This is a genomic window from Micrococcus terreus (assembly GCF_900116905.1).
Lineage (GTDB): Bacteria > Actinomycetota > Actinomycetes > Actinomycetales > Micrococcaceae > Citricoccus > Citricoccus terreus.
On the sequence record NZ_FPCG01000001.1, the window covers coordinates 310,959 to 333,995 of the forward strand.

Below are 23,037 nucleotides of genomic sequence, written 5' to 3' on the forward strand. Positions count from 1 at the left end.
TCCCGACGACGGCCCCTCCACTCACAGCGTCACCTCCACCTGGGTGCCGGGTCGGCTGCGGTTCCGTCTGCTCGGGCCCGCCGGTCCGCCCGGCCCGATGGTCAGTGTCCCACCGGCCTGCTCCACTCGTTCGCGCATCCCGCGTAACCCGTTGCCTTCGCGGTCCTGACCCGGCTGGGAGGTGCCCGTTGGCCCGGGAAGGCCGCGGCCGTCGTCGTGCACCACCAGGCGGCCCGGTTCCAGGGTGACCGTGCAGCGGGAGGCGCCGGCATGCCGGATGAGGTTGGTGACCGCCTCCCGCAGGCACCAAGCGAACAGCGCGCGCTGGCCGGCGGGAATCTGTTCGGCCGTGTCCAGGGTGGGCAGGTGTGCGCTGATCCCGGCGGCGTCCAGGGCGGTGCGGGTCGAGGCCAGCTGGGCGCCGAGCTCCGGGGTGCGCAGCCCGCCCACCGTGGAGCGGACCTCAGCCAGGGACTGACGGGTCAGCTCCAGCACCTCCGCCAGCTCCGCCTTGGCGCGTTCGGGGTCGGCGTCCACCAGACGCTGGGCCAGCTCGGTCTTGACGGTGACCACGGTGAGTGAATGGCCCAGGACATCGTGCACGTCCCGGGCCAGAGACTCGCGCTGCTGGGCCACAATCAGCTCCTCCCGCAGCACCCGCGCGCGGTCCTCCTGCGCCATGGAGAGCCGCACGGTGACGATGATCAGCAGTGACGCACCCAGGGCGACGGCAGACCAGAAGAGGTTCGCCGGGCCAGCCCACCACAGGCCCACGGCTGCGAAGAGGACCACCACGACGGCCGCACCGGTCATCCCCACCCGGACCGGGTGGTTGAACAGCCACACGGCGGCGAAGTACGGAGCCGTGGCCAGCACGCCGTAGGACGCGGAGGGAACGGCCAGACCGACCAGCGCGAGTAGGCCCACGCAGTACAGCACGGTGTTGACCCAGAGCGGGCGACGGAGCAGAGGCTGTGGGCGGATGAAGGCGATGAGGTAGAGCGCGGCGAACCCGGCGAGCCCGGCGAAGCCCAGGACCTTCAGCGGGATGCTGGCATCGGTGCGGAGGATCGAGAACACCGGGAAGGCCAGGAACACCAGCCAGACCCCGGCGTCCATCATCACCTGACGGATGCCGGGGCCCGGCGGGCCGGGGGTTCCCGGCGGAGTCTGTGCGGTGGGGCTCATGGGCTCACCCGCGGCGGGTGGTGCGGCGGGCGGCCACCCAGCAGATCAGCGCGAAGACCAACGTCCATGCCACCACATTCAACACGATCAGGCCCAGCGGATCAGACTGCGGTTCGCCCTGGACGGCCACGATGGTCCCCTCCAGCTGCGGCCAGCGGGCCAGGGTGGCCACACCGTAGAGCGGAGTGAACTTGGCGATCTCCAGCAGGGTGCCGGTCAGCGGCATGAACAGGTTGCCGAAGAAGGCCAGCACCACCAGCAGCCCTGATGCGGCGGAGACGGCGGCCTCGGAGCGGAAGAGCAGTGCGGCGGCCAGCCCGTAGAACGCGAACGGCAGGGCGCCGATCAGGGTCAGGCCAGCGGAGCTGAACCAGGTGGCGGCGCTGTCCATCTCCGCCCCGGTGAAGAACCCGACCGTGTAGACCACCACGATCGGCAGCACCGACATGGCCAGGGCCACCAGCACCTTGCCGAGCACGTAGCCCGGTCCGGTCAGCCCGGTCAGGCCCAGCTGCCGCCCCCAGCCCTGCTGGCGTTCCACCGCGGCGGAGCCGGCCATGGAGCTGGTGGCCATCACGGCGCCGTACACGCCCATGGAGACCATCTGGTACGCGGTGACATTGCCGTGGCCGGCGGGCTGGTCACCGTACTCAGCCAAGGCGCCGAACATCAGGTACAGCGCGGCGGGCAGGACCACGATGAAGAACGTGGCCTCAAACATCCGCACGTTGCGCAGGAAGTCCCAGCCGGCGAACCGGGCGATGATGCCCGCGCGGGACCGTGGCCGTCCGGTCAAGCGGGTCTGGGCGGCAGTCTGGTCAGGGGTGTTCGGGGTCTGCGGGGTCTGCAGAGCGTCAGTGGCTGCGGTGCTCATCTCAGCGTCCCTTCTGTTCGGTGGAGTCGGCAGTGTCTGTGGTGGTCTCGGTGGCGGTGTCGGCGGTCAGGTCCAGGAACACCTGGTCCAGGCTCGCCGCGGCGATCTCCAGGTCCTCGCCCAGACCATCGGTGAGGATCGAGCGGGCCAGCGCATCCGTGTCCCCCGTGGTGAACCGGACGCGGTCGCCCTGGTGCGTGACGTCGTCGGGAATGCCGTGGGCCACGGCCAGCGCCTGCGGGGTGCCCGGCCCGATCCACCGGCAGCTCAGTGTGCGCTGGCCCGTCCCGGTGACCTCCTGCACCGACCCGTCCACCACCACGCGGCCCTGGCGCAGCAGCACGATCCGATCGGCGAAGTCCGAGGCCTCCTGCAGGTAGTGCGTGGCGAAGATGACGGTGCGTCCCCGCTCGGCCTCGGCGTGCATGGCCGCCCAGAACTCCTGCCGGGCACGCACGTCCATCCCAGCCGTGGGCTCATCCAGCAGCAGCAGGTCCGGCTCGGTGAGCAGGGCCAGGGCGAAGCGCAGCCGTTGGCGCTCGCCGCCGGAGCACTTCTTGACTTTGCGCGTGGCGATCCGGGCGGCACCGGCCCGCTCCAGTGCCTCATCCACCGGGATGTAGCGCGGGTGGCAGGCGGCCACCATGGACACGGTCTCCTTCACGGTCAGGTCCGCCAGCAGCCCCTCGGTCTGCAGCACGGCCCCCACCCGGCCGGCGCGCACGGCCCGCTGGGGTGAGGTGCCCAGCACGGACAGGGTTCCCGACGTCGGCTCGGTGAATCCCAGCACCATGTCCAGGAACGTGGTCTTGCCGGCCCCGTTGGGACCGAGCAGGGCGACGATCTCCCCGCGGTCCACGGACAGGTCCACCCCGTCCACGGCCCGCACGGAACCGAAGTGCCGGTGGACGCCAGTGGCGTGCAGGGCGGTGCCGCTGGGGGATGTTCCGGCGTCTTGGGGTGCGGTCGGTGCAGTCTGGGTGGTCTCTGCTCTGGTGATCATGGCTCCAGCCTGTTCGGTCTGGGGCTGGAGCGGATCTGTCAGGTGTCACGACCTCGGCATGACAGATGTCATGGGTGGGTGCCCGGGTGGGCCCGTCCGCGCGCTGCGTCCTCCGACGATCCCAGTCGCACACCTCGTCGATCTGCCAGACCCTGTTGCACTGTTCGTCCAGATTGGTGTCCCTGTTGCACGCCTTGTCGCCCCGGGGCAAAGAACTGGTCGAACCGTGCAACCGAGTTACGGATCTCGACAAGCACTGCATCAGAGATCTGCGGGCTCGATCACCGGGACGCCCGGGTCTACCGTGGAGCCATGGAACTGAGCATCCGTCCCGGGGACATCACCCAGACCGAGGCCGACGCTGTGGTGAACGCGGCCAACTCCACCCTGCTGGGCGGCGGGGGAGTGGACGGCGCCATCCACCGCCGCGGTGGAAAGGAGATCCTGGCCGAGTGCCGGCGCCTGCGGCAGACGCAGCTGCCGGACGGCCTGCCCGCCGGACAGGCCATCCCGACGACGGCCGGGAACCTTCCGGCGCGATGGGTCATCCACACAGTGGGTCCGGTGTGGGCGAAGACGATCGACAAGTCGGAGACCCTGGCGTCCTGCTATCGGGAGTCGCTGCGAGTGGCCAAGGAGCTCGGCGCGCGGACCGTGGCGTTCCCGGCGATCTCCGCGGGGATCTACGGCTGGCCGATGGATGACGCGGCTCGGATCGCCGTGCAGACCTGCCGTGAGACCGCCGGCGAGGTGGGCGACGTGGTGCAGGAGGTCATCTTCGTGCCCCGCGGTGAGACGGCCGAAGCCGCCTTCCGGACCGCCCTGGAGGGCTGATCGGAAAGCGGCTTCGCGTGGTTCAGGAGTGGGGCGCGCCGGTCAGCGCAGGACGTTCTCCCCGTTGCCGTAGACCATGGGGTTGCCCACCGGGGTGCCCTCGTCCTCGGCGGTGGCGCCGGGCTTGTAGAGCTGGACCACCTGGGCGGACTTCTCTTCGGCGTCGTCCCAGGCGGTGATGATGAGGGCATCGTGCAGCTCATCCTCGACCGGCATCTGGCCGTCGAACACGGACACGGCGATGGCCGGCTTGGGGTCCAGCTGAGCCAGCTGCTCGGTGACGTGCTGCTCATTGGACCCGGGGAAACGCCACAGGCCCTTCTGGTCGTCGGCGGTCACGGCCAGCAGGAACGGGTCCATGCCGGAGCCGTCACCCACTGACTCCATCGCGTGCTGGATGCCCAGGAAGACCAGGGGGGAGACGCGCTCGCTGGGCGGCTGAGGCTGGCCCTCGGGCATCTTGGTCCCGGCCGGGATGGCATCGGGGTCGTGGGTGGGGGATGGGTTGTTCGGCTGATCGCTCACGTCTTGGACGCTAACAGTGCCCGGTAGCATGGACAACCGTGGCTCTTACAATCGGAATCGTCGGCCTGCCCAATGTTGGCAAGTCCACCCTCTTCAATGCACTGACCCGTCAGACCGTTCTGGCCGCGAACTATCCGTTCGCGACCATCGAACCCAATGTGGGTGTGGTCAACCTGCCGGACGAGCGGCTGGACAAGCTCGCGGAGATCTTCGGGTCCCAGCGGATCCTGCCCGCCACGGTGTCCTTCGTGGACATCGCCGGCATCGTCAAGGGCGCCTCCGAGGGTGAAGGCCTGGGCAACCAGTTCCTGGCAAACATCCGTGAGGCCCATGCGATCGCCCAGGTGGTGCGCGCCTTCGAGGACTCCGACGTCGTCCATGTGGACGGGCGTGTCTCTCCGGCCTCGGACATGGAGACCATCAACACCGAGCTGGTGCTGGCGGACATGCAGACCGTGGAGAAGGCCCTGCCGCGGTGGCAGAAGGAGGTCACCGGCAAGAAGCGTGAGGCCAGCGACGTGGCTGCCCTGCAGGCCGTGCAGACCGTGCTCGAGCGCGGTGACACCATCTACTCGGCGATCGAGACCGAGAAGCTGGAGATGGAGCCGCTGCGCGAGCTGGGCCTGCTGACCGCCAAGCCCTTCATCTACGTGTTCAATGCGGACGACTCCGTGCTGGGCGACGAGGCCAAGCAGCAGGAGCTGCGCGACCTGGTGGCCCCGGCCGAGGCCGTGTTCCTGGACGCCAAGCTGGAGTCCGACCTCGTGGAGCTCTCCGAGGAGGAGGCCCGGGAGATGCTGGAGATGAACGGCCAGGACGAGTCCGGGCTGGACCAGCTGGCCCGCGTCGGCTTCTCCACCCTGGGACTGCAGACCTACCTGACGGCCGGTCCCAAGGAGGCCCGCGCCTGGACCATCAACCAGGGCGACACCGCCCCGCAGGCCGCAGGCGTGATCCACACCGACTTCCAGCGCGGCTTCATCAAGGCCGAGATCGTCTCCTTCGAGGACCTCGTGGACGCCGGCTCCATGGCCGAGGCCAAGGCCAAGGGCAAGGTCCGCATGGAGGGCAAGGACTACATCATGCAGGACGGCGACGTCGTCGAGTTCCGGCATGGAGGGCCATCTGGGAGCGGCAAGAAGTGACTGGGGCACCGCTCGATCACGAGATCTCTAGCTTTCAGGGTCGCCATGCCCTGATGAACTCGCTGATCGTCGGCGTGCATCTTAAGTTGCTAGCTCTCGGCGAGGAGCGTCTGGCCGACGCATGGCTTGATTCGGCAGTCGAACTCGTGCCTGGTGAGATGGCGCTCCGACGCTCGGGCCCGTATTCCAAGACTCCGCGTCCTGTGCTGCGTATGCTTCTGCGCCCTCTGTCACAGAGGGCACATTCGGTTCTCACCAGCCGGGTGGGTCTCGTCCGAGAGGTCATGCGGGAGTTCTCGTCCGGTCTCGACGGTGACCTCGAACTCGAATCCGTCGTGTGGGCGGAGATCGGCGATGTGGTCCAACCATCGACGGAAGACCGGGTTGACGACGTCAAACGCGCGCTGGCCGCATGCGGCGAGGAGGGCCAAGCTTTTATCGATGAGTTGGACTTGCTGCTTCCACAGCTAATAGTCGGCTGGAGCGCATACGCGTCGCAGCGCGTCCAGCACGTAGCAGTTCGCGACGGTGATCCGCAAACGGTGGCCCGCGTGACCGCGCTACTAAGATCGCTGAGTGACTTTTTGTGGCGGCACAATAGCGTTGGACTCAAGACCGGCGAGATGAACAACATATCGTTCGCATCGACCGCACCGGGTCCCCAACTGCTGCTCGATGCCGCGAGCTCACGTGCGTTGCCGCGGAAGAAGTGGAGAGTCGGGGTCATCGTCCCCGGCGGCGAGGCTGCGCGAAGTGACATCGCCGAGCTTGAGGACCACCCGGAGCTGGAATGCAGTCTCCGGACCGTCTATCGCAGCAGCGCCAATTTCGCGGCGCAGATGAGCAGCGCGCTGGCAGCCTTCAAATCCGACCAGGATGCGATCGTGATCGCGTATGGCGGCGGCAGCAAAGATAACCTCGCGAAGGTCCACGCCGCGCTAGAGCCTCATCTTGAGGGCCTCGAAGTGCCGTGCTGGGTCGCTGTTGGACACGCGAGCGATCCGATGTCGGTGGAGAACCTCGCCGTGCGTGTCTGCCGCACCCCGAGCGATGCCCGGACGCTGTTCCTCGCAGAGACGGTTCAGTACGAGCAACGGCTAGGAATGATCCTGGCAACGGGAACCCGCAGTCTCGAGAATGGCGCTAAGAGCGTTGGTAGCGGGTCAAGCATCGAGCGTGCTCTGAAAGAGCTGGAGGACGAGGTCATGGATGCTCGTCGAATGCACCTCCAACATCGGGGCTGACCTGATGATCCGAACATGACTGTGCTGCAGCCTCCTTGGTCCTACCCGGTCCTCAAGGCCGTCGCCGATGTCCTGGCCGACACGTCCGACGGCCTGACCGGTCGAGAGATCGGTGACCTCCTTGCTCGGCTGCGCATGGAGGACCCGATTCCGACGGCGACCAAACGCGACCGCCTCGCAGAGGCGTTCGTCGCTCGCCAGAACAAGGACCAGAGCTCCAAGCGCATCATCACGTTCATCTTCTCGGCCATGGAGCCGGTGAGGTACCGCAATCAACCGGAGCTCTTTACGTTGCGCCAGGACCGCCTCAACGAGCACTTGGCGTTCGTCGGGCTCCGGGTCAACGACCGGGGGCAGGTCGCCAAAGGGGCGGTAGCCCAGACCCTGGACGAAGCCTCTCGCATCGCCACGTCGATCCGCGACGAGCTGTTGCGGCGCAAGTGCCATCCGGAGGTGCTTCGCTACTGCTCGGTGGAGGTGCTCATGAAGGCGCACTTCCACGCATGCCTGGAGGCGACGAAGAGCATCTTCGCCCGCCTGCGCGGCCTGACCGGCGCGACCGGTGATGGTGCGGCCCTGATTGATGCCACGCTGACACTCGGCAAGTCAGGCGTGCCGATGCTCGCGATCAACTCGCTGCAGACGCAGACCGAGAAGGACGAGCAGACCGGACTTGCAAACCTCGTGAAGGGCTTGAACGGGCTCTACAGGAACCCAACCGCGCATGACCCGAGGCTGAGCCGCTCGATCAGTGAAGACGAGCTCCTCGAGGTGCTGACAATGGTTTCGATGGTCCACCGCCGCCTCGACGGGGCTCGGCGGGTTGAGGCAGCCCGATGAGCCACGACGACGATGACCGCGAGGACAATCCGGACCACGAGCCGGGCCACGCAGACAGCTCGCCGGATGAGGGAGACGCACAGCGTTCCCTCGACGACGGACCGAGGCCCACGACCGGGTTCCGATTGCAGAACGGGTTCGCGCGGTCGCTGATGCCGAACATGGACGATTTCGTTGCGAAGATGCTCGCGCCGCTCCAGGATCAGATGAAGGGCATGCTTCCAGATTTCTCGGGGCAAGCGCGCGGGATAATGGATCCGCTGAATCGCCGCCTGCAGGATCAAATGAAGGCGGTGATGCCCGACGTCGACGCGCTGACGAAAAGCGTAATCGAGCCCTACAACGAACAGCTCAGAACGCAGGTGGCTTCGTTCGTGGCCAGTATGCCGACGTTCTCGGCATCGGCGATCGACTTCCCATCGCTGAAGGATATCGGATTCAGCCCGCAGACCGATGCGATGCTCAAGCGAGTCTCCGCGCAGCATGCGTCGATGGTGGAGGGCTTTCGCGTCTCCCTCAAGCCGCTCTTCGACCCCGAGCTGCTGCGCGGATTCAACCGTGCACTTCTCCCGCCGAACTTGAGGGAGTACGCCGATGAGATCCAGGCCCATCAGGTGCACGAGTTCCTGGAGCAGGAGGGCATCCCCCTGTACCTCGTGCCAGGCGGTCGCACAGCGCTACGCTTGCTCCGTGCAGAGGACCGCTCCGCCAGGCGGCAGGTCCTCGGCGCTTGTTACGACTCGATCATCGAAGACTGCGCCGCCGTGCTCGAGCGAACCGACCACAAGGCGGTCGGCGACGAGGTGAAGTTCGCCCTCGACGGCCTCGGAGCGATGCGGGCAGGGCACGCCCGCTCCGCACAAGCTATGTTCACGGTCACGCTCGACACCCTGATCTACCGTTTCCACCCCGACCAGACTGTTCGACGGGCCATCACCAATCGGAAGAAGGGCGCGGACGTGCCCGATGCTGTCGACGAGATGGGCGTCCACGAGGCGATGGTGTGGCTGCCGATCTGGAACGCCCACGAGCAGTTCTGGAAGCACAAGGGAGACAAGGTACCGCACTACTACTCGCGCCACGCGAGCGTCCACGGCGTCTCCTCGCGCCAGTTCAGCAAGCGGAACTGCGTGCAGGTCCTCATGCTCGTGACGAGCCTCATCGGGTACGCGAACCGGATCGCTCGAGCCGCGTCCCATGGTAGTGACTGATCACTGCGCTCTGGGCAGGGGTTGCCAGTCTCACGTCCAGGGTCGCGAACCTCTCGCAGACGACCTTGAAGAACCTGAGGCGATGACAGACGACGTATGGCGACTCGCGATCACTGTCTCGGGACTTCGAGTTTCGATCGGCCATTTCACGAAACCTGCCTTGACCTGGTGCAAATCATTATGAAACAGCGTGCCTCCAGCGGTTCTGTGGTGGCGGGTCTGCTGCACGATCAGGTGACAGTGTGACCTGCCCTACGGTTTGGTTCCCACTCTTGGTCGCTAGCTTCCGGTGGTGGTGAGTGCCCGCGGGGTGCGGGCGAGGTCGTAGTCGTGGGGTGTCGCGTACTCGAGTGAGGAGTGCCGTCGACGACGGTTGTAGAACACCTCGATGTACTCGAAGATCGCGTTCGCGAGTTCGATCCGGGTCTTCCACTTCTTCCGGTTCAGCAGCTCGATCTGCATGCTCGACCAGAACGACTCCATCATCGCATTGTCCAGGCCATCTCCCACGGTCCCGAACGAGGGCAGCAGTCCCGCTGAACGGATCTTCTGCGTGAAGACCCAGGAGGTGAACTGGACTCCGTGGTCTGCGTGCACGATCCCTCCGGGCCCTGGCTGGCGTGCACGGATTGCCATGTCCAGGGCGTTGACGACCAGGGTGGAGTCCTGTTTGGAGTCGATGGCCCAGCCAATGATTTTGCGGCTGCAAGCGTCCAAGACCGCGGCGCAGTAGACCTTGCCTTCGCGGGTGGGATGCTCGGTGATGTCGGTGACCCACAGCTCGTTCAGCGCGAGACGGTGGAACTTGCGGTTGACCAGGTCGTCCGCTGTGGCGACCCCCTTGAGTCGCTTGATGCGGGCTGGGCCTGGAAGGCCACCGATTCCGGCGCGAGTCATGAGGACGGAGATGAGCCGGCTGGAGCAGGGAATGTTCATGCCCATGGTGAGCTCTGCGTGGATCCGGCGGTAGCCGTAGGTGCCACGAGAGGCGATGTGGATCTCGCGGATCAGTCCAGTCAGCCAGCGTCGGCGCAGCTCAGTGGCGCTGGTGGGACGCTTCCGGTAGCGGTAGTAGCCCTGGCGAGAGACGCCCAGAAGGCGGCAGCAGGTGCTTGTGGGTGCCCCGGCGTCGACGAGTCTGTCGATCACCGGGTGCGCCCTTTTGGGTCCACTCCTCCCTCCTCGTCGAGCCACGTCGCGGCCCGCCGGAGGATCGCGATCTCCTGCTCGAGCTGCCGGACACGGCCGCGCGCCGCGCGGAGCTCGGCAGACTCGCGACTGCTTCGTCCCGGTCGGCGGCCGTGGTCGATGTCGTCCTGTCGGAGCCAGGTGTGGAGGGTGACCTCGTGGATACCCAGGGCCTGCGCGGTCTGCTTGACCTGTCGGCCTTCGCGGACCAGAGCGATGGCCCGGGCACGGAACTCTGGAGGGTACGGGCGGGGCATGCGATGAGCCTTCCATGAAGACCATCGGCTAGCGACGTCAACTGGAAACCGATCCATACCTGATCGTGCAGCAGACCCGCTGGTTCAGCAGCTTGTATCTAGTCGGACTCTTTGTATGGCACTTCATGCAGGATCGCACCGTAGCGACGCCATTCTTCTTCGGCTTAAATATTCCGATCCTCGCGGCATGCTTGGTCATCGTCGCCGAATGGAGCTACCCAATCCTCATGGAAGCACATCCCGCAGTTCTGGATGAGCCAGAACGTCGGCGGCCCAATTCGTCAAGCAGGCCGGGGTACAGATCCAGCCGACGACCAATCTCAAGCCCACTAAGTCGCGCTCGACGCTCGTCCCGCCCTCGACACCTCCGCTATTAGACCGTGAGCAAGTTGCGCCGTGAGAATCATGATCAGTCAGCACCTCGATGGGCTTACGCTTCATGCATGGCTTCCCTGGCACTGTGTCGTCTTGAGGGTTCTGTGTCGTTCAGAATGTGTCAGGATCTAACACAACCGTTGCAATCACTGGGAAGCAGGCACGCTAAGTATGCACGCAAGGAGTTCCGCTTCAATGTCTGAGTCTCTGCCGGCCTGCCCAGCCTGCTCGGAGGAGTGCACCTACGAGCAGGGTGACCTTCTGGTCTGCCCGATGTGTGGCCACGAGTGGGCTGCGCAGGGCCCGTCCGGCGAGGTGGCAGGGGAGGAATCGTCGGTCAAGGACGCTGTGGGCAACGTGCTGTCCGACGGCGACACGGTGAGCGTGGTCAAGACCCTCAAGGTCAAAGGCGGGGGAGGCGGCGCCATCAAGGCGGGCACCAAGGTGAAGGGCATCCGTCTGATCACCGACGGTGTGGGCGGGCATGACATCGACGCCACCGTGCCGGGTTTCGGCCGTATGCAGCTCAAGTCCAGCGTGGTGAAGAAATCCGTCTGAGCGTCGATGGGGGCGGGCGCATCGACGTTGCTGGGACCGACCACAAGGTCGTGAATCTGGTTTAACGCCTTCCGTCAATGACGGATCACGTCATAGACTGAGAACGTGATCAGATCGTTCGGCACCAAGGACACCGAACGCATCTGGCATGAGCAGTATGTCAAGCGCGTCGACCGGACGGTGCAGAGGGCGACCTTGCGAAAGCTCGAGCTGATTCATGCGGCGAAGGACGTCGAGGACCTACGGATCCCGCCTGGGAACCGACTCGAGAGACTGGTCGGAGACCGTCGCGGGCAGCACAGCATCCGTGTGAACGCGCAGTGGCGGATCTGCTTCGTCTGGCGAGAGGGAGGTGCAGAAGATGTCGAACTCATCGACTACCACTGAGAACGACCTGATCGAGCCGATCCACCCGGGGGAGATTCTGATGGTGGATTTCATCGAGGGTTTTGGGATCACGCAGAACAAGCTCGCCGTGTCCCTCGGTGTGCCGCCGCGTCGGATCAACGAGATCGTGCACGGCAAGCGGGGGATCACTGCTGATACTGCTATCCGTCTGGCGCGCTACTTCGGGACATCCGAGGAGTTCTGGATGAACCTGCAGACGAACTACGAGCTCCGACTGCAACGGCGGGCGCTACGGGAGAAGATCTCTGCGATCACACCCCTCGCAGTCGCCTAAGCGTCGACTGCGGCACCATCCCACCGGTGTCCGTTTTCGCCGGGATCCGTACGCTCGCTGTGGTGCGGGACCGCTGAACAGCACCTACAGTCGGGGGATGAGTGAACGTGAGTTCGACCTGATCCTGTTCGGTGCCACCGGGTTCGTCGGCAGGCTGACTGCCGCGCATCTGGCGCATCATGCTCCCGACCACCTCCGTATCGCCATCGCTGGCCGGAGCAAGGACCGCCTGGAGGCCGCCCGAGCGGAACTGCCACCCTCCGCGGCGAACTGGCCGGCCGTCGTCGTGGATGCCTCAGATGAGGAGGCCCTGCGTGCCATGGCGCGGAGCACGCGCGTGGTGGTCTCCACCGTGGGACCCTACGCCCGGTACGGGATGCCGCTGGTGGGCGCCTGCGCCGAGGCCGGCACCCACTACTGCGACCTGACCGGCGAGGTCCTGTTCGTGCGCGAGGCGATCGATCGCCATCATGAGACGGCAGTGGCCTCCGGAGCACGTCTGGTGAACTCCTGCGGTTTCGACTCGGTGCCCTCCGACCTCGGTGTGCTGGTGACGGCCCAGCGCGTCGCCGAGGACGGGGAAGGCACGCCGGGGGAGACCACCCTGCACGTGCGCTCGCTGCGCGGGGGACTGAGCGGCGGCACGATCGACTCCATGCGCGAGCAGATCCGCCAGATGTCCCAGGACGCCCAGAGCCGCCGGACGGTGGGCGATCCCTACGGACTCTCGCCGGAACGGGGCGCTGAGCCCGCCGGGTCAGCCACTCCGAAGGGCGAGAAGCCCCGGACCAGGCTCGACGGCCTCCTGCGGAAGCTGCCGTTCCGCCAGGACGCGCAGACCGGCCGCTGGACCGCGCCGTTCGTGATGGCCGGATACAACACGCGCGTGGTACGGCGCAGCAACGCCCTCACCGATTGGTCTTATGGTCGGCAGTTCCGCTACCACGAGGTCTCCGACACCGGGCAGGGGGCCACCGGGGCGGTGCGGGCCGCGGCCACGGCCACGGCCCTGGGCGGACTGGCCGCAGGCATGTGGTTCACGCCCACGCGGACTCTGCTGGACCGCGTGCTGCCGAAGCCCGGATCCGGTCCGGGGCAGGACTCGATGGACAACGGACGCTTCGTGATGGACATCGAGACCACCACGACGACGGGCGCCCGGTACCGCACGCGCGTGGCGGCTGACTACGACCCGGGGTACAGCGGCACCGCGATCATGCTGGGCCAATCGGCGCTGGCTCTGGCCGAAGACGAAGACCAGTTGCCGCAGCGGGCCGGTGTGCTGACGCCAGCCACAGCGTTGGGCGAGGTCCTGGTTCAACGGCTCCGCGACCACGGCTTCACCTTCCAGGTGGAGCGCGTCAGGGACTGACGATCTCGGTCAGGAAGTCCGAGGTGGCCGTGATGATCTCAGCCCAGGCGTCGTCCTGCGAGGTGCTCGGTGTTTCCGGAGCCGAACTCATCCGCGTCTCCACGCTGAGCGGGGGCCACGCCCTGGGCTCGCCCGTCCCCTGGGTGACGGGCATGAACCTGGCCGCTGCACCGAGCTTGCACTACGCTCCCAGCCATGAGCACCGAACGCGCCGGCAGCCTGCAGGTGATCACCGGACCCATGTTCTCCGGCAAGTCCGAGGAGCTGATGCGCCGCGTCCACCGCTCCCAGCTGGCTGGACGGCGCGTCCTGGTCATCACCCATGCCCTGGATGACCGCCGCGGCGTGGAACAGGTCTCCACCCACACCGGACGGAGCATCCCCGCGACGACGGCCACGGACTCCCAGCAGATCCTCGCCCTGGCCTCGGGCCAGGACCTGGACCTGCTGGCGATCGACGAGGCACAGTTCTTCGGCCCTGACCTGATCTCCACTGTGCTGACGCTGGCAGGTGAGGGAGCCGTCGTCGTGGTCTCCGGCCTGTGCGTGACCTTCGACGCCCAGCCCTACCCGCCGCTGCCGGAGCTGATGGCCCTGGCCGAGCAGGTCACCAAGCTGACCGCGGTGTGCGCGGTGTGCGGGGCGGACGCGGTGTACCACCAGCGGATCCAGGCGGCGTCGGCCTCGCAGCCGGGCGCCACGGACCCCACGGTGGCTCGAGCCGAGCACATCGGCGGGACCGAGTCCTACCAGGCTCGGTGCCGGCGCCACCTGGAATAGAGCCCCCGTCCTGCTCGGTTGCACACGGTATGCGAGCTATGACCTATGCACAGTACGGAGACGAGTCCGTCCTGGAACTGACCGAGCAGCCCCTGCCCAAGGTGGGACCCAGTCAGCTGCGCGTGCGGGTGACCCGGTCCTCGGTGAACCCGGTGGACTGGAAGGTGATGTCCGGCGCGCTGGACCAGATGATGGACGCCAGCTTCCCGGCCATACCCGGCTGGGACGTGGCTGGCGTGGTGGACGAGGTGGGCCCTGACACCCCCGAGTTCGCCGTGGGGGACCGCGTGGCCGCCTACGCACGGAAGATCGTGGTCTCCGGTGGGACTTGCGCCGAGTACGTGACCATCCCGGTGGAGTTCGCCGCGATGATCCCAGACGGCGTCTCCGATGACCACGCCGGCGCCCTGCCGCTGACCGGACTGACCGCACGGCGCGCGGTCAACGCCCTGGACGTGGGTCCTGAGGACACCGTGCTGCTGCATGCGGCCTCCGGTGGGGTCGGGTTCCTCGCCGCCCAGCTGGCTGCCCGCCGCGGGGCCACCGTGATCGGCACCTGTTCGCCGGAGAGCTTCGAGAAGCTGCGGAGGATCGGGGTCACTCCCGTGGAGTACGGCGAGGGACTGACCGAGCGGGTCCAGCAGATCGCCCCGGACGGTGTGGACGCCGTGGCGGACTTCGTCGGTGAGGTCCTGGAGACCACGTTGGCCGTGCTCACGGAGGGTGGCCGGCACGTCTCCATCGCGGACCCGGCCGTGCTGGAGCACGGGGGCCAATGGCTGTGGGTCCGGCCGGACGGTGCCGGGCTGGCCGAGCTGCTGCGGATGCTGGATACCGGCGAGATCCAGCTGGACATCGACCGCACCCTGCCGCTGGAGGAGCTGCCGGAGGCGTTCCGGATCAGCCGTGAGGGCGAGGCCAACGGCAAGATCGTGATCACCGTCCAGGACTGACTCGGCGACCCCACACGCGACGGCGCGAGACCACTCAGGTCTCGCGCCGTCGTCGTGCTCTGCAGTGCGGGTCCGTCAGGACCGCAGCTTGGCCTCCTCGGCGGCGTGCGGGGAGACCTCGTTGCGGTCCGGGTTCACGGCGTCCTCGCGGCGCGCGTCCCCGCTCATGCTGGACAGCGAGGTGGACGGGGTGGCGTCGTCCCGCCAGCGCAGCAGTGCTCCCACACCCTCGGTGATGGTGGCGGCCTCGGCGGGCAGCGCGGAGACCCCGGCGTCGGTGGCGATCGCCTGGCGGATCAGCGACTCGATGTTCTTCGGCTCGCGCCCGATCACGAACAGCAGCTCATCCACCTGCCCCCGCTCCAGCACCTGGGCGGTCTCCTCGGCACCGGAGACGGACTCGGCCCCGCGCTGCTGGCTCTCGTGGAACCGATCGGAGAGCTCGCGCAGCCGGGCGTCGATGAACCCCTGGGTGACACGCGCCAGCTCCTCGCGGAAGGACTCCCGGTCCATGCTCACCCCGCGCGTGCCGCCGGGCACCTGGTGCAGCCGGGCGCGCACCTCCTGGCCCAGTTCGGCCTCCAGCAGCCCCAGGGCGCGCACGTCTCCGGTGACCAGGACCATGTCCGGATGATGCTCGGTGACGATCCGGTTCACCGTGGCGGCCACGGCCTCGGCATTGCGCTCCCAGGAGTCCTCCACGCGGGCCTCGAAGTTGGACGTGCGCCAACCGTGCGGGGAGGAGCCGCCGCCGGACTTCGACTTGGTCAGCTCGTCATGTCCACCCTCCACGGTGGCGTCCTCGCCGAGCCCGTTCGTGGCCTGCGGGGTCGAGGGGTTCTCCGCGGAGCGCAGATGCAGGTCCGCCCCGGCTCGGTCCACCTCCACCAGCAGCTGGCTGACCGCCTGGGGTGTCAACTGCACCAGGGGGAGCAGCTCGGGGACCTCGCCGTAGTGGGCACGCTGGGTCAGCGGCGGGACGGGCAGCACCCGGTTGAGCACGATCTCACCGCCCGCGGCCAACAGCGCCCGCCCGTGCCGACCTCCGATCTTCGGCGGCTCGAGCACGGTCTCCTCGATCCGCTCGAGCAGCTCCTCCGGCGCGCCGTCCGCGGCGAGCTGATGCCGCATCTGCTCCCACCGAGTGGAGAGCTCGGCGGCGGCCTGCGGGTGGTTCCTGCTGGTGTCCAGATAGACCGAGACATAGGGTCCGTCCAGGTCGAGCGCGGCTTTGAGCCAGGGCAGCTTCACAGGGGCCTCCTGAGTGCAGTCGGTGCGGCGCCCAGCCGGGTCACGCTCGGCTCGGACGCCTCGGGTGAGTCTCCACCCTGTCACTGTGGCTCGGCTCACACAAGGGCCAGGATTCCCGACGACGGCCGCTCACCTCAGAGGGGCCGGTTCGGCTCAGTCGGTGGTCGCCGGTCGGGTCATCGGGACGTGGGGGATCCCGTCCTCCAGGAACTCCGGGCCGGACGGCGCGAACCCGAACCGGGCGTACCAGTGGGCCAGATGAGCCTGGGCGTCCAGCACGCACCGGCGCTCGCCCACCTGATCCAGTGCGGCCTGCATCAGCTGTGCGGCCAACCCGGCTCCCCGGTGCTGCTCTGCCACCACCACGCGCCCGATCCGCAGGGTGCTCCCGTCCGGCTCCTGCAGGATGCGCAGGGTGCCCAGGGGCGTTCCGGGGTCTTCTGCCGTCTCGACCCACAGGTGCACGGTCTGCGGTTCCAGGTCCCGTCCGTCCAGGTCCAGGTACGGGCAGTGCTGCTCCACCACGAACACCTCCGAGCGCAGGCGCCACAGCAAGTAGGCGGTGCGCGGATCCAGCTCTGAGAAAGGGGCAGATCGGACGGAGCTGACGGTGGCGGGTGGTGCGCTGCGCTCAGGACTCATGCGGTCATGCTCGCAGATCATGCCCCGTGTGTCAGATGCCGCTCCCACCCCCTTCCCGGGACACCCGAGGGTCGGTTCCGGGACGGCGTTGTCCCGGGAAGGGGGTCGGAGCATCGGCGTACGGTGGGCGCATGGTCACCTCACCGCTCCCGCACCCGATCACCGGGCAGCCCTTCCCCTCACCGGTGCCCCCGGGGACGGGGTGGCCGGGGGATCCGGCCACCCCGGCCACTCCCGTGGCCCACAGTGCCGGTGAGGTGGCAGCGCTGGCGGGCCGGGCGTCGTCGGGACCTGACCTGGATGCCATGGTCAGCGTGTGCCGCGCCTGCCCGCGACTGGTGGCCTGGCGGGAGGAGGTGGCCGCCACCAAGCAGCGACGATTCCTGGGGGAGCCGTACTGGGGCCGGCCGGTGCCGAGCCTGGGGGAGCAGCGGCCGCGCGTGCTGGTGATCGGGCTGGCCCCGGCGGCGCAGGGCGGGAACCGCACCGGACGGATGTTCACCGGTGACCGCTCGGGGGACTGGATCATGGCCGCACTGCACCGCGCGGGGTATGCCACCCAGGCCGAGTCGTGGGCGGCGGGGGACGGGCTGGAGCTGCACGGCGTGCGGATCATCGCGCCCGTGCACTGCGCGCCTCCGGGCAACAAGCCGACCCCGGACGAGCGTGCCGCGTGCGGCGGCTGGATGGACCGGGAGCTCGTCCTGGCAGACAGTGCTGAGTCGGCGCTGGTGCTGGGCGGGATCGGCTGGCAGGCAGTGCACGCGGCGGCAGCGCGCCTGGGCTGGCAGATGCCCCGCCCGCGCGTGGCGTTCGGCCACGGCGCGGAGACCACATTCCTGCGCGACGACGGCACGCACCTTCGCGTGATCGGCTGCTACCACGTCAGCCAGCAGAACACCTTCACCGGCCGGCTCACCGAGTCGATGTTGGACGAGGCGATCGGGCGGCTGTGAGTCGGGCGGCTGTGGGTCGGGGAGCGGACCTGTTGCGTGTCCGGGTGGAGTCGTAGTCTGTGCCTGGGTCGGACACGGAGCCGGCCACAGGTGCACGTCCTCAAGGAGAGATCATGACTGCCACCGTCGCCACATACATCGCCTTCCCCGGGACCACCGCGGAGGTCTTCACCCACTGGCATGAGGTGTTCGGCGGGGAGCTGAACATGGTCAGATACGGCGACATGCCCATGGAGGGCATGCCGTTCGAACCCGATCCCCAGGCCGTGGCCCACGTGACCCTCACGCTTCCGGGCGGCAGCATCCTGGCTGGGGGAGACGCCATGGAGGACGGCAACGACTACGTCATCCGGGACACCGCCTACTCGCTGCTGTACACCGCGGACAGTGTGGACGAGGCGCAGGGGCTGATCCAGAAGCTGGTGGACGCCGGCGGGTCCGTGGGCATGCCCTTCGAGCAGGCGCCTTGGGGCGACCACTACGGAACGGTCTTCGACCGCTTCGGCGTGATGTGGTCCTTCTCGGTGGAGGCCGACCGCGGACAGCAGGCCGGGTGAGAGATGCCGATGGACAGCTGACGAGCCCGGGCCGTCCTCCTGGTGGACGGTCTGGGCTGTGCCCTGGCGTCCGGGGCAGCGGCCGGTGTGGCCGGGCTGCAGCAGTGGCGGATGGCTCGTGGTGTGGAGAGCTCCGGAGACTGACAGGAGGTCGGGATGAGCTGGCGGGATCGATGGGGCCGGCTGAATCGGCTGATCGGCAGACGTGCCATCACGGCTTCGGCGGGCCACAGCAGGACGCAGCCTGACGTGAATGCTGCAGACAGTTCCGTGCGGAAGGCCCTCGAGCACGTACCTCGCGAGTGCTTCCTCCCCGAGCATCTGCAGGACTCAGCGGACCGTGACGCCCCGCTGCGGATCGGTCACGGACAGACGAACTCCCAGCCCTCCACGGTGGCTGCCATGCTCACCCTGTTGGAGGTCCACCCGGGGCAAAAGGTCCTGGACGTGGGCGCCGGGTCCGGCTGGACCACCGCACTGATGGGTGAGCTGGTGGGGGAGAGCGGATCGGTGATCGGGGTCGAGCGGGTGCCCGAACTGGCAGCCAGCGCCCGGGAGGCGGTCCGGGCCCAAGGCCGGCACTGGGTGCAGGTGCTCGACGCCGTTCCCGGTGAACTCGGGATGCCGAGCCGGGCCCCGTTCGACCGGATCCTCGTCTCCGCGATGGCCGACCACCTGCCGCACGCACTGGTGGAGCAGCTGGCGGTGGACGGGGTGATGGTGATTCCCGTGGGAGGTGAGATGCTGCGGGTCCAGCGTGAGGGTGAGGGCAACCGGGTCACCCGGCACGGGTGGTACCGCTTCGTGCCCCTGGTGGAGGGCTGACCCGGCTGGCCCAGGTCAGCTCTCCGTCGAGCCGATCCCGCCCAGGTCGTACACGCGAAAGGTGACGGCGTGCTCGCATCCGGCGACTGAGCCGCCGTCGTGAAGTGTCTGCGGGATGAAGGTGGCCGGATCCGGGTGGTCCTCCACGTGCTCCGCGTACGCAGCGTGGCTGCTCAGCGAGCGCACCGCGGCCTGCACGGCGTGCTCGTCCACGGGGGCGGCGTGGGTGGGTCGGTCATCACCGGCCACCAGCAGCGCAGAGACATGCCAGGGCTCCAGGGCCTCCTGCTCAGCGAGCTCGCGGAACACCCACCGGTTGTCCGCGTCCCGCACACCGTCCACCACGGCCAGACCTGCAGCACGGTGGTCGGCCTGGTTCAGACCGCCGTATGCCTCGAACGCGAAGGAGGCCGTGACCACGATCTGCGGTCGGACCTGCCGGACCGTGCGGGCGATGTCCCGACGCAGATCCAAGCCGTACTCCAGCATCCCGTCCGGGTGATCCAGGATGCGCAGATCGCTCACTCCTACCTGTGCGCACGCCTGACGCTGCTCCTCGGCACGGACGGGGGCCACCTGTTCCGGAGGCTCGGACATCCCGGCCTCGCCAGCGGTGAGCAGCAGGTAGGTGACCTCCACGCCGCTGGCGGTCCACGCGGCCACGGCGGCCGAAGTCCCGTACTCCATGTCGTCCGGGTGGGCCACGATGCACAGCATCCGCTCCAGGGAACGGTCCAGTGCCTCGGGGAGCGGGGGGAGGAATGCGGAGGACGTCATGTCCTCCACAGTCCTACAGTGGAGGGGTGACTGTCGAGAGTACGAACCGCACCCCGTCCATCCACTCCGTCCAGACCGGGGAGGACGGTGCCGCCCGCAAGCTGGTGTTCCTGCACGGTCTGTTCGGCCGGGGCAAGAACTTCGCCTCGATCGCCAAAGCCCTGCAGCCCGAGTTCCAGTGCCTGCTGGTGGATCTGCCCAACCACGGCAAGTCGACGTGGACCGAGGAGTTCGACTACGTGCAGATGGCCGATGCCGTGGCGGACCACCTGGCAGCCGGCTTCGCCCAGGACGGTCCGGTGGATGTGCTGGGGCACTCCATGGGCGGCAAGGTGGCGATGATCCTGGCGCTGCGTCACCCTGAACTGGTGCGCAAGCTCGTGGTCGAGGACGTGGCCCCCGTGGACACCGGAGCCGGCCGCAGCGAGTTCGACCACCTGCTGGGATCACTGATCGCTCTGGACCTGGACTCGGTCTCGAGCCGGTCGGACGCCGACGCCCAGCTGCAGGAGCCGATCGGCCAGCGTGGAGTGCGGGGCTTCCTGCTGCAGAACCTGGTGCGCACTGACGGCGGGTTCGCCTGGGAGCCGAACCTGGAGCTGCTGCACGGCCAGCTGGACCGGGTGATGGGCTTCCCTGCCGAGTCGCTGGAGGGGAAGAGCTTCGACGGGCCGGTGCTGTGGATGGCCGGAGAGCGCTCGGACTACGTCAAGGACGAGGACCAGCCGACCATGGAGGGATGGTTCCCCCGCACGCTGCGCGTAACCATCAAGGGTGCCACCCACTGGGTGCATTCGGACCAACCCGAATCGTTCACCGCTGCGCTGCGGACCTTCTTGCTGGCGGACTGACGGGCCGCGTGGACCGGGCGCTAGGAGGGGGCCGTGCCCAACGGCAGCACAGCCACGCTCTGATGCCGGGGCCGATGGCCGTGTCCCTGCAGCACCGATTCGACCAGGTGCACCTCGGGGACCTCCCAGAGACGTGAACTGAAGGTCTCCAGCACGCGGATCCATCGGGTGGCGTTGGTGCCCCGGCCGGGGCGGGCCAGAGTCAGATGGGGTGTGAAGGCCTTGCCGTCCGGAGTGGCGCCAGCACGGTTGGCGGCGTTGCGGACGCGGCGGGCCAGGCCACGGAGCTGTTCGGCGCCGTCCTCGACGCCGAGCCAGAGCACGGCCGGTCGGTCAGGGTGTGGGAAGGCCCCGGCCCCGTGCAGTCCGCACAGGAAGGACTCGGTGCCAGCACAGGCCTCCGCCAGCAGGTCAGCGAGGGGTTCCACCGAGCGGTCCGGAACGGCTTCCATGAAGGCCAACGTCAGATGCATCTGCTCCGGTGGGGTCCATCTCATCCCGGGTCGGGCCTCGAGGAACTCGGCCAGCTCCTCGCGGACGTCCTCGGGAGGGTAGACGGCAGCGAACATCCTGGTTCCCATGCGGGCAGTGTATCGAGGGTGATTGAGGGGGAGGGCGACCCGAGGTCGGCTCCTTCACAGGGGGCCAGCTGGCCAGGAGAGTCCACGTTCTGGGGTGCTGGGCTTATCGTGTCCATCCGCCACTCTAGAGTCGAAGACATGTTCGATACATCGTCAGTAGACCGCATGGAGGAGCCCCGGAACCCGGTGCTCCGGCCTGCCGCGCTGACGGAGCTGATCGCCCAGTTGGCGCAGATGCCTGTGGCGGCGGATGAAGCGGAGGCCATCGATCGGATCAGGCTGCTCGAAGAACTCAAGGGCGCCTGTGCCGCCGCGCAGGCCCGCGAGTCGGCTGCACTGTTCCAGATGCGATGCGCAGCCCAGGAGGCCGAGGGCCTTCCGGAGAACGAACGCGGCCGAGGGGTTGCCGCAGAGGTGGCTCTGGCGCGTCGGGACTCACCGGCTCGAGGATCCCAGCACCTGGGGCTGGGGCGGACACTGGTGACGGATATGCCCCACACACTGGCGGCCTTGGCGGACGGGCGGATCTCCGAGTGGGTGGCCACCAGTGTCTGCCGCGAGGTCATCTGTCTCTCAACCGAGGACCGGCGCCGGGTGGACGAGTCGATCAAGGACCGGCTCGGCGAAGTCAGTCTCGGGCGGCTCCGCTCTCGGGTGCGAGCGCTGGTCCAGGAGCTGGACCAGGCCGCCGTGGTGGCCCAGCGTGAACGGGAGAAGGCGCAGCGACACGTCTCGGTCCGCCCTGCGCCGGGTGACATGGCCTATCTGACGGCACTGGTCCCGCTCCAGCAGGCGATCAGAGTCTACGCCACGCTGACACGGGATGCCGCCACTCTCGTGGGGGTTGGAGACCCGGAGGGGCGGTCCCGATCCCAAGTGATGGCCGACCTGCTGGTGGAACGGTCCACAGGTCAGATCGCCGCTCCCGCCGTCCCCGCGGAGGTGCAGCTGATCATGACAGACCGGACACTGCTGGGCGGCGAGGACATTCCTGCCTGGATCCCCGGGCACGGTCCGCTGCCGGCTTCGAGCGCTCGATCCTGGATCCGCGATGAGGCACTCGAGGTCTACCTGCGCCGGCTCTACACGGATCCGCAGAGCGGACAGCTGGTGGGCATGGAGTCCCGCCGCCGGGAGTTCCCGGAGTCGCTTCGCCGGATGGTCATCCTGCGCGATGACGTCTGCCGGACCCCGTACTGCGATGCGCAGATCAAGCACCTGGACCACGCCGTGTCGGTGCAGTCCGGGGGAGAGACCTCCTGGGCGAACGGCTCCGGACTGTGCGCCCGGTGCAACTACACCAAGGAGAACCCCGGGTGGAGCCACCAGGCCTCTCCGGACAGACTGGAGGTCACCACGCCCACCGAGCATCGGTACCGCACTGATACAGAGTCCCTGATCCAGAAGATGAATGCAGGTGCAGGTTCACCCGCACGATGCAGCGCCGCCGAACGGGCCGCAGGCAGACTGCCACCGATCGAGTTCCCGCAGGGCTGGGTTCCACGGGTCAACGTGGAGTGGGTCAGGATGGTTCCCACATGACCGGGCCTGACCGCGACCGGGCGCGA

General features: G+C 67.8%; 25 protein-coding genes. 16 read left to right on the forward strand and 9 right to left on the reverse strand.

Annotated features, from left to right (window positions below):
• Positions 1 to 21: 21 nt before the first annotated feature.
• From BM355_RS01440 to BM355_RS01450, 3 genes are read right to left on the reverse strand one after another with little or no spacing between them, the layout of a single operon-like run.
• Positions 22 to 1,188 carry a sensor histidine kinase gene (locus BM355_RS01440; RefSeq protein ID WP_091693178.1) on the reverse strand — a complete coding sequence of 389 codons (1,167 nt, stop codon included), beginning with the start codon at positions 1,186 to 1,188 and terminating at the stop codon, positions 22 to 24.
• 4 nt (positions 1,189 to 1,192) lie between these two features.
• On the reverse strand, positions 1,193 to 2,062 hold the full coding sequence (locus BM355_RS01445; RefSeq protein ID WP_245760514.1) for an ABC transporter permease: 870 nt from the start codon (positions 2,060 to 2,062) through the stop codon (positions 1,193 to 1,195).
• Between the two features lies 1 nt (position 2,063).
• The gene (locus tag BM355_RS01450; protein WP_091693181.1) at positions 2,064 to 3,065 is read right to left on the reverse strand and encodes an ABC transporter ATP-binding protein; all 1,002 of its coding nucleotides are present in this window, start codon (positions 3,063 to 3,065) and stop codon (positions 2,064 to 2,066) included.
• A gap of 312 nt (positions 3,066 to 3,377) precedes the next feature.
• On the opposite strand from BM355_RS01450, the gene BM355_RS01455 reads away from it, so the two are divergent.
• Complete coding sequence (locus BM355_RS01455; RefSeq protein WP_091693185.1) at positions 3,378 to 3,899, forward strand: O-acetyl-ADP-ribose deacetylase; 522 nt, start codon at positions 3,378 to 3,380, stop codon at positions 3,897 to 3,899.
• Positions 3,900 to 3,941: 42 nt separating this feature from the next.
• Here the strand turns inward: BM355_RS01455 and BM355_RS01460 are convergent, their stop codons facing one another.
• The gene (locus tag BM355_RS01460) at positions 3,942 to 4,424 is read right to left on the reverse strand and encodes a hypothetical protein (RefSeq protein ID WP_091693188.1); all 483 of its coding nucleotides are present in this window, start codon (positions 4,422 to 4,424) and stop codon (positions 3,942 to 3,944) included.
• Positions 4,425 to 4,462: 38 nt separating this feature from the next.
• Here BM355_RS01460 and ychF point away from each other — a divergent pair, with 38 nt between their 5' ends.
• The 4 genes from ychF to BM355_RS01480 are packed head-to-tail and all read left to right on the forward strand — an operon-like array spanning position 4,463 to position 8,864.
• Entirely contained in the window at positions 4,463 to 5,569 is a 1,107-nt protein-coding gene (ychF, locus tag BM355_RS01465; protein ID WP_091693193.1) for a redox-regulated ATPase YchF, read from the forward strand.
• A gap of 53 nt (positions 5,570 to 5,622) precedes the next feature.
• On the forward strand, positions 5,623 to 6,813 hold the full coding sequence (locus tag BM355_RS01470; protein WP_143109377.1) for an exodeoxyribonuclease VII large subunit: 1,191 nt from the start codon (positions 5,623 to 5,625) through the stop codon (positions 6,811 to 6,813).
• Between the two features lie 15 nt (positions 6,814 to 6,828).
• On the forward strand, positions 6,829 to 7,653 hold the full coding sequence (locus tag BM355_RS01475) for a TIGR02391 family protein (RefSeq protein WP_091693201.1): 825 nt from the start codon (positions 6,829 to 6,831) through the stop codon (positions 7,651 to 7,653).
• Entirely contained in the window at positions 7,650 to 8,864 is a 1,215-nt protein-coding gene (locus BM355_RS01480) for a hypothetical protein (RefSeq protein WP_091693203.1), read from the forward strand. Before BM355_RS01475 ends, BM355_RS01480 begins: the two co-directional genes overlap by 4 nt.
• Before the next feature lie 279 nt (positions 8,865 to 9,143).
• Here BM355_RS01480 and BM355_RS01485 read toward each other — a convergent pair.
• Positions 9,144 to 10,309, reverse strand: a protein-coding gene (locus BM355_RS01485; RefSeq protein WP_091693207.1) for an IS3 family transposase whose coding sequence is annotated in 2 segments (ribosomal slippage) — positions 9,144 to 10,033 and positions 10,033 to 10,309 — 1,167 coding nt in all. Because the reading frame shifts where the segments join, the coding sequence is not laid out codon by codon here.
• A 570-nt stretch (positions 10,310 to 10,879) separates the two neighbouring features.
• Between BM355_RS01485 and BM355_RS01490 the strand changes: the two genes are divergently transcribed.
• The 6 genes from BM355_RS01490 (at position 10,880) to BM355_RS01515 (ending at position 15,029) form a co-directional block, all read left to right on the forward strand.
• Positions 10,880 to 11,242, forward strand: a complete 363-nt coding sequence (locus BM355_RS01490) for a zinc ribbon domain-containing protein YjdM (RefSeq protein ID WP_091693211.1) — start codon at positions 10,880 to 10,882, stop codon at positions 11,240 to 11,242.
• Between the two features lie 105 nt (positions 11,243 to 11,347).
• On the forward strand, positions 11,348 to 11,629 hold the full coding sequence (locus BM355_RS01495) for a type II toxin-antitoxin system RelE/ParE family toxin (protein WP_091693216.1): 282 nt from the start codon (positions 11,348 to 11,350) through the stop codon (positions 11,627 to 11,629).
• Positions 11,604 to 11,924 (forward strand): HigA family addiction module antitoxin, encoded by a 321-nt coding sequence (locus BM355_RS01500; protein WP_091693220.1) that lies wholly within the window; start codon positions 11,604 to 11,606, stop codon positions 11,922 to 11,924. The genes BM355_RS01495 and BM355_RS01500 overlap by 26 nt, the downstream gene beginning before the upstream one ends.
• Positions 11,925 to 12,021: 97 nt before the next feature.
• The gene (locus tag BM355_RS01505; RefSeq protein ID WP_091693224.1) at positions 12,022 to 13,296 is read left to right on the forward strand and encodes a saccharopine dehydrogenase family protein; all 1,275 of its coding nucleotides are present in this window, start codon (positions 12,022 to 12,024) and stop codon (positions 13,294 to 13,296) included.
• 195 nt (positions 13,297 to 13,491) lie between these two features.
• Positions 13,492 to 14,076: a thymidine kinase gene (locus tag BM355_RS01510; protein WP_091693228.1), complete on the forward strand. Its 585-nt coding sequence runs from the start codon at positions 13,492 to 13,494 to the stop codon at positions 14,074 to 14,076.
• Between the two features lie 29 nt (positions 14,077 to 14,105).
• On the forward strand, positions 14,106 to 15,029 hold the full coding sequence (locus tag BM355_RS01515; protein WP_177227792.1) for an NADP-dependent oxidoreductase: 924 nt from the start codon (positions 14,106 to 14,108) through the stop codon (positions 15,027 to 15,029).
• A 75-nt stretch (positions 15,030 to 15,104) separates the two neighbouring features.
• Here BM355_RS01515 and BM355_RS01520 read toward each other — a convergent pair whose 3' ends face one another.
• Both BM355_RS01520 and BM355_RS01525 read right to left on the reverse strand, forming a co-directional pair.
• A complete protein-coding gene (locus BM355_RS01520; RefSeq protein WP_091693235.1) occupies positions 15,105 to 16,280 on the reverse strand; it encodes a baeRF2 domain-containing protein in 1,176 nt (391 codons plus the stop codon).
• 153 nt (positions 16,281 to 16,433) lie between these two features.
• Positions 16,434 to 16,922 carry a GNAT family N-acetyltransferase gene (locus BM355_RS01525; RefSeq protein ID WP_091693237.1) on the reverse strand — a complete coding sequence of 163 codons (489 nt, stop codon included), beginning with the start codon at positions 16,920 to 16,922 and terminating at the stop codon, positions 16,434 to 16,436.
• Between the two features lie 131 nt (positions 16,923 to 17,053).
• Here BM355_RS01525 and BM355_RS01530 point away from each other — a divergent pair, with 131 nt between their 5' ends.
• The 3 genes from BM355_RS01530 (at position 17,054) to pcm (ending at position 19,260) form a co-directional block, all read left to right on the forward strand.
• Positions 17,054 to 17,878: a uracil-DNA glycosylase gene (locus tag BM355_RS01530; RefSeq protein WP_091693240.1), complete on the forward strand. Its 825-nt coding sequence runs from the start codon at positions 17,054 to 17,056 to the stop codon at positions 17,876 to 17,878.
• 113 nt (positions 17,879 to 17,991) lie between these two features.
• Positions 17,992 to 18,435: a VOC family protein gene (locus BM355_RS01535; protein ID WP_091693242.1), complete on the forward strand. Its 444-nt coding sequence runs from the start codon at positions 17,992 to 17,994 to the stop codon at positions 18,433 to 18,435.
• A 249-nt stretch (positions 18,436 to 18,684) separates the two neighbouring features.
• The gene (gene pcm / locus BM355_RS01540) at positions 18,685 to 19,260 is read left to right on the forward strand and encodes a protein-L-isoaspartate O-methyltransferase (RefSeq protein ID WP_245760515.1); all 576 of its coding nucleotides are present in this window, start codon (positions 18,685 to 18,687) and stop codon (positions 19,258 to 19,260) included.
• A 15-nt stretch (positions 19,261 to 19,275) separates the two neighbouring features.
• On the opposite strand, the gene BM355_RS01545 is transcribed toward pcm, so the two are convergent.
• Positions 19,276 to 20,037: a PIG-L deacetylase family protein gene (locus BM355_RS01545; protein ID WP_091693897.1), complete on the reverse strand. Its 762-nt coding sequence runs from the start codon at positions 20,035 to 20,037 to the stop codon at positions 19,276 to 19,278.
• A gap of 26 nt (positions 20,038 to 20,063) precedes the next feature.
• On the opposite strand from BM355_RS01545, the gene BM355_RS01550 reads away from it, so the two are divergent.
• A complete protein-coding gene (locus BM355_RS01550; protein ID WP_245760516.1) occupies positions 20,064 to 20,888 on the forward strand; it encodes an alpha/beta fold hydrolase in 825 nt (274 codons plus the stop codon).
• A gap of 20 nt (positions 20,889 to 20,908) precedes the next feature.
• Here BM355_RS01550 and thpR read toward each other — a convergent pair whose 3' ends face one another.
• Entirely contained in the window at positions 20,909 to 21,469 is a 561-nt protein-coding gene (gene thpR / locus BM355_RS01555) for an RNA 2',3'-cyclic phosphodiesterase (RefSeq protein WP_091693901.1), read from the reverse strand.
• Between the two features lie 138 nt (positions 21,470 to 21,607).
• On the opposite strand from thpR, the gene BM355_RS01560 reads away from it, so the two are divergent.
• Positions 21,608 to 23,011 (forward strand): HNH endonuclease, encoded by a 1,404-nt coding sequence (locus BM355_RS01560; protein ID WP_177227793.1) that lies wholly within the window; start codon positions 21,608 to 21,610, stop codon positions 23,009 to 23,011.
• Positions 23,012 to 23,037 lie beyond the last annotated feature (26 nt).